Origin of the sequence: Legionella norrlandica, from assembly GCF_000770585.1 — a bacterium.
Taxonomy (GTDB): domain Bacteria; phylum Pseudomonadota; class Gammaproteobacteria; order Legionellales; family Legionellaceae; genus Legionella; species Legionella norrlandica.
Map to the genome: position 1 here is coordinate 1 of NZ_JNCF01000101.1, position 4543 is coordinate 4543.

The window sequence follows — 4543 nt, forward strand, 5'->3', positions numbered from 1 at the left end:
CTTTATTTGGGGTAGAGCCAGAAAACGCAGTCCCTATCGTCGAAAACGTGAACAAAAAGCCCAGTTTGGAGAGTTAATACAAATGGATGGTTCCATTCATGATTGGTTAGGAACAGGCAAACATCACTGCCTGCTCACTATGGTTGATGATGCCACAAGCACCAGTCTATCCACGTTAGCGTCAGGAGAAACCACGCGAGTTGTTTTTGAGTGCTTTAAAAAATGGTTGGAGAAGTATGGGATACCATTGGCAATCTACGTGGACCTAAAAAATGTGTACGTATCGAATAAACGCCATCCAGGATTTTGTCATTTTGAAGTGGCTTGTAATAAATTAGGAGTTCGTATTATCAAGGCTTACTCCCCACAAGCTAAAGGGCAAGTGGAGAGGAATCATGCCGTTTATCAAGACCGTTTTGTGAACGAGTTAAGGCTTGAGAATATCCATACTGTTGATGAGGTTAACCGGGTTCTTGAACATGGTTTTATAGACCATTTGTATGAGAAATTTTCCAAACCAGCACAAAATCAGGAATCTGCTCACCGCCCATTAGGCAGAACTGATTTAGACCAAATTTTATGCTGGGAATATCAACGTCAAATTCAACATGATTGGACCTTTTATTTTCAAGGAACGCTGTATCAGGTAAAAAAACATCAAGGCGATTGGATAAAACCTAAAGTATCTGTATTTGTCAGGAAACATTTAGATGGCTCTGTTTCTGCCTGGTATGATGATAAACGATTAAGCCTGGAGGTTCTTAATGAAAAACCTGAGAAAATTAAAAAACCTTATCAAAGAAAGCTTTATAACAATATAAAACCTATTTCCTGGAAACAAACCAATTCGTATTTATTTAGATAGAATCTACATTGCTGAGGTATCATAGGATCTAAGTAGGATAAAGAGATATAAGAAGACAGTGGATAAAGCGAATAACAATAAAACGTAATGCGGATAAATCGAGTGCTGAGTGCTGGAAATAATCCCGTCATTAGTCGTTACGGGCAATCCTTTTTTGATATCTGATAAATAGCCTGTTCCTTGCATCAGTATTTCATATGTTATTTGATATGAAATAACTATTTCAAGTTACGATATTTTGTTTATAATTTAAAGTCAAATACTTCCTTCCATTTTATTTTTCAAACTTAGATAGAATAGTTCTGTTCCCAGAAGAATTTAAAGAAATTTTGGCAATACATTTCCATTGCGCAAAAAAATAGGAATTCATCTATTTGAATCCACTTTGAAAAAGATTTACACTATCTGCTCGATTAGGAAAATTCTTGAGAATTATTCTCGTAAGGCTGGGATGGACATTCTATATCCTCTATAAATTAAGACATTTTTTGTTTACCTGTCTTAAGAAACAAGGGATAGATGATACGTTAATATAGTCTTATTCGGGTCATGAAATCCGAAAATCTCTTGGCAACTGGTAACACCAGCCGTAGACTGGGCCAATATTGTAATTTTTAAAACAGAGTGAATAACCTGATTCCACCAAGATTCAAGCTATGTACTCTGAACAATACGATGTATTAGTTGGGGAAACAAACATGCAGGAAAAGCGAAATAATACACCCTTTTCAACACAGGCAACTATTTTACAACAGTTAGGTATTAAGGATAGCCCCGGGATATGCTCACCTCTTGCTAACTTATATGCAAGTTACAAAATGGGGGGAACTGGCCGCGCTTTTTTAGATGAAGGGCCGTTAAAAACTTATGAATGTGCTAAAGAAATGGAGGAACATCAATCCATGGTAGCGCAAAAATCAAGTGAGAAAGGTGGAAGTAGTTTTGGGAGTTTAATTGGAATGCATGTTGCCTTTTTCGATAATCACAAGATGTTTAAAGGTGAGCGTGCCTCTGTAGATGAGTTATCCACTACAGAGGGAGCCAAAAAGGTACTCAAAGATTCAGAACATGTGCTTGTAAATTACCCTACAAGCCGTACGCAAGCTAATAAAATCTCGCCTTATCATCAAGTTTATTATGGTCATACTGCAGGTACCAATCAATGCTCTTATTTTAACTCAAACCTCCCAGGTGGTGAACGAGAAGGCAATTGTGATGAAATACTTGAAGTTTTTGTAAAGGATATACAGAAGTCAGCTGATCATGATGGTCGGAATTGTGTTATTGGAAGATCTTTATAATCATGAAGGACAAGAGGATATGTAATTGTAAGAGCATATCCTCTTGAAAAGTCAATTACATTATAAGGCATCCGCTATCGCTACTCTGAGGGGATGAATCATCATTGCTATAATTGTCATGTACGCTTCGTCCGATTTTATGTTGAGAGGCTTGATATGAAGCAGAAACAAAAAAAGCCATTGTATTAACAGCAGCCCCAGCTCCATTAAGCGCAGCTTGCTCATAATTTCCCTTCATTAGTTCACTTGCGCCATCTTTCACCATAGCACCAACTTCACGTGCATGATATGTTGGTAGACTACCAGTCCCCGAACGTATTTCTTCTAAATTCTGATCAACAGCTGTAACCATGTTGGGCCCCATAGGTTTCTCTTGCTCAATCAATATTTTATTAACTTCGTAGACAGCATCTAAATACAAGTTATTACTTATTTCCCCTTTTAAAGCTTCCATTTTATCATGTAAATCATGACGAGGGTTGGTCTCTTTTTCCTGACCTACGGTTGGATCAATTTTTGCCTTTGTCATAGCACACCTTATGTGTTTTAGTTAATCTTAATGACTCAAAATACATTATAATGATTAATTGTTAACACTTTATTAATTGCCAAAACTCTTCAGACTTAAAGCTGTATATAGCGAGGAACCAAAAAAAATGATCAGCCTAAAAATCGCAAGCTATGGATGGTGTTCTTATAGATTTAAATGTCATTGAACTTTAATTCTGACAACCATCCATCGATTGATATACGTGCATTTAAAACATGGAACGCTATCCTATGGCAACTAGCATTTCAATTCCATCAACATGCTGAAGAAATTTTAGTCAAACTGAAAGAATATCCTGGAATTACTTCTGTTAATGGTGAGCCAACAGCTCAAGAGGTTAAATTTACCCGAAGTACTTTTAATTAAATTAAAAACCAAAATATAAAATAGACATCTTACTCTCCATCTTTAATTGAGTTAGATGTCTGTTCAATTTAAATTAAACTAAGGAAGATATGATGTTTAAATTCTTCGGGGTTTTATCGACTAAACATAATTCGGTCGATCCTTTTCCAAAGACGATAGAGGCTTTAGAGAAGTTGGTTGCCTATTCTCATAGAGTATGAACGAAATCTCACCTGAACGACCATAAAAAATGAATTTGGCTATGCCATTCCAAAGCTCAACGACCGATATTCACTGAACAAATCAAATATTTCCTTCAAACAATCTTTAAATGACACAAATTAACTCTTAACCACTATCTACCTAATTCCTTTTCGGACAAAAAATTATACCAATCAAGACTGTTTTTTTAAATTTTTTTTGTTATCATAATAAGGTGCTCCAAACAGTACCCAGCATATTTCCTTCTGTGGATAACCATACCTATTTTTCAGTCTTATTACAAATTGATAGCATATTTTTCTTATTAAACCCCTTGTCCTGTAAGGACTTATCAAACTATATTGCATTGATTACTTATCCCCATTTTCTGTGGATAAGTCTGTGAATACACTGGGCTTATACTCTAAAATCCAGTATTTAGAGAAATGATTGTTCTTTTAGCAAAGCGCAATAAAAAAGCATGAGAATTAGAGTTAAAATAGATCCCACTTAGATCCTGCCCTTTTTGAAAGGCTCAATTAAATAATGAAATGCTTTTGCTGCCATACTAAAGTATGCTTAAGTCAGGGAGTTAGCCTAGAAATTATCGCTGAATTTGTACGTATTTCACCGATTGCGTACTGGAAGGTATAATTTCACTAAAAGTAATGGAATGATTGATATTGTTGCATTGGCGCAAGAACTTGAAAAGCATCTAAAACAGCAATTTTGGAAATATGTCTAATTTTTTAGGCTGAGCATTTTTTGGGTTCCTAACCAAGACCCGTATTAGATGCATTTATTCTAGGTAAATCAAGCAAATTACTCAATTTGTTACTCAATTTTGACTTTTTTTGTATTTATTGTAAAATTTGTGGCCTTCAATCACTACGAGGTAACAAAATGAAATTTAAATTCGAAAACACCTTCTTTGGACAAAAAAAAGAGCAAACCATTGGTAATGGCAGTATTTCTATCACTGATAACATAAAGATTAAAAAAGGTGGCATTTCTACGCAAGATGGCGGATGTTTTGGTGAATCTCATATTACGGTCACACTTCCACACATTACTTTTGATAATAAAGGTTCCGACAACTCTTATAGTTATACTTTTAAATTTTAAGATCTCTTTTTATTTGAGGAGTTAAGAACCGACTGTAACTTTCCGAAAATCCTATTAAAGATCTTCGGAAACCATCCCCTACAGAAACATCTTCAATAAGCAATTACTATTCAGAAAACCAACTTGGCTTAACTACTGCATATTCTTGCTGAAGTT

The 4543-nt window shown here is 35.3% G+C and carries 5 protein-coding genes; 4 read left to right on the forward strand and 1 reads right to left on the reverse strand.

The window, feature by feature from the left end; translation table 11 throughout:
• Together OK13_RS13430 and OK13_RS13435 are read left to right on the forward strand one after the other, a co-directional pair.
• Positions 1 to 865 (forward strand): DDE-type integrase/transposase/recombinase (locus tag OK13_RS13430; protein WP_035891620.1); only part of this gene is annotated, 865 nt, incomplete at its 5' end.
• Positions 866 to 1521: 656 nt separating this feature from the next.
• A complete protein-coding gene (locus OK13_RS13435; protein WP_152571708.1) occupies positions 1522 to 2166 on the forward strand; it encodes a hypothetical protein in 645 nt (214 codons plus the stop codon).
• A 55-nt stretch (positions 2167 to 2221) separates the two neighbouring features.
• On the opposite strand, the gene OK13_RS13440 is transcribed toward OK13_RS13435, so the two are convergent.
• A complete protein-coding gene (locus OK13_RS13440; protein WP_035891625.1) occupies positions 2222 to 2695 on the reverse strand; it encodes a hypothetical protein in 474 nt (157 codons plus the stop codon).
• A 177-nt stretch (positions 2696 to 2872) separates the two neighbouring features.
• On the opposite strand from OK13_RS13440, the gene OK13_RS13445 reads away from it, so the two are divergent.
• Positions 2873 to 3082 carry a hypothetical protein gene (locus OK13_RS13445; RefSeq protein WP_035891627.1) on the forward strand — a complete coding sequence of 70 codons (210 nt, stop codon included), beginning with the start codon at positions 2873 to 2875 and terminating at the stop codon, positions 3080 to 3082.
• Positions 3083 to 4165: 1083 nt separating this feature from the next.
• Positions 4166 to 4387, forward strand: coding sequence for a hypothetical protein (locus tag OK13_RS13450; protein WP_035891629.1), 222 nt, complete (start codon positions 4166 to 4168; stop codon positions 4385 to 4387).
• Positions 4388 to 4543 lie beyond the last annotated feature (156 nt).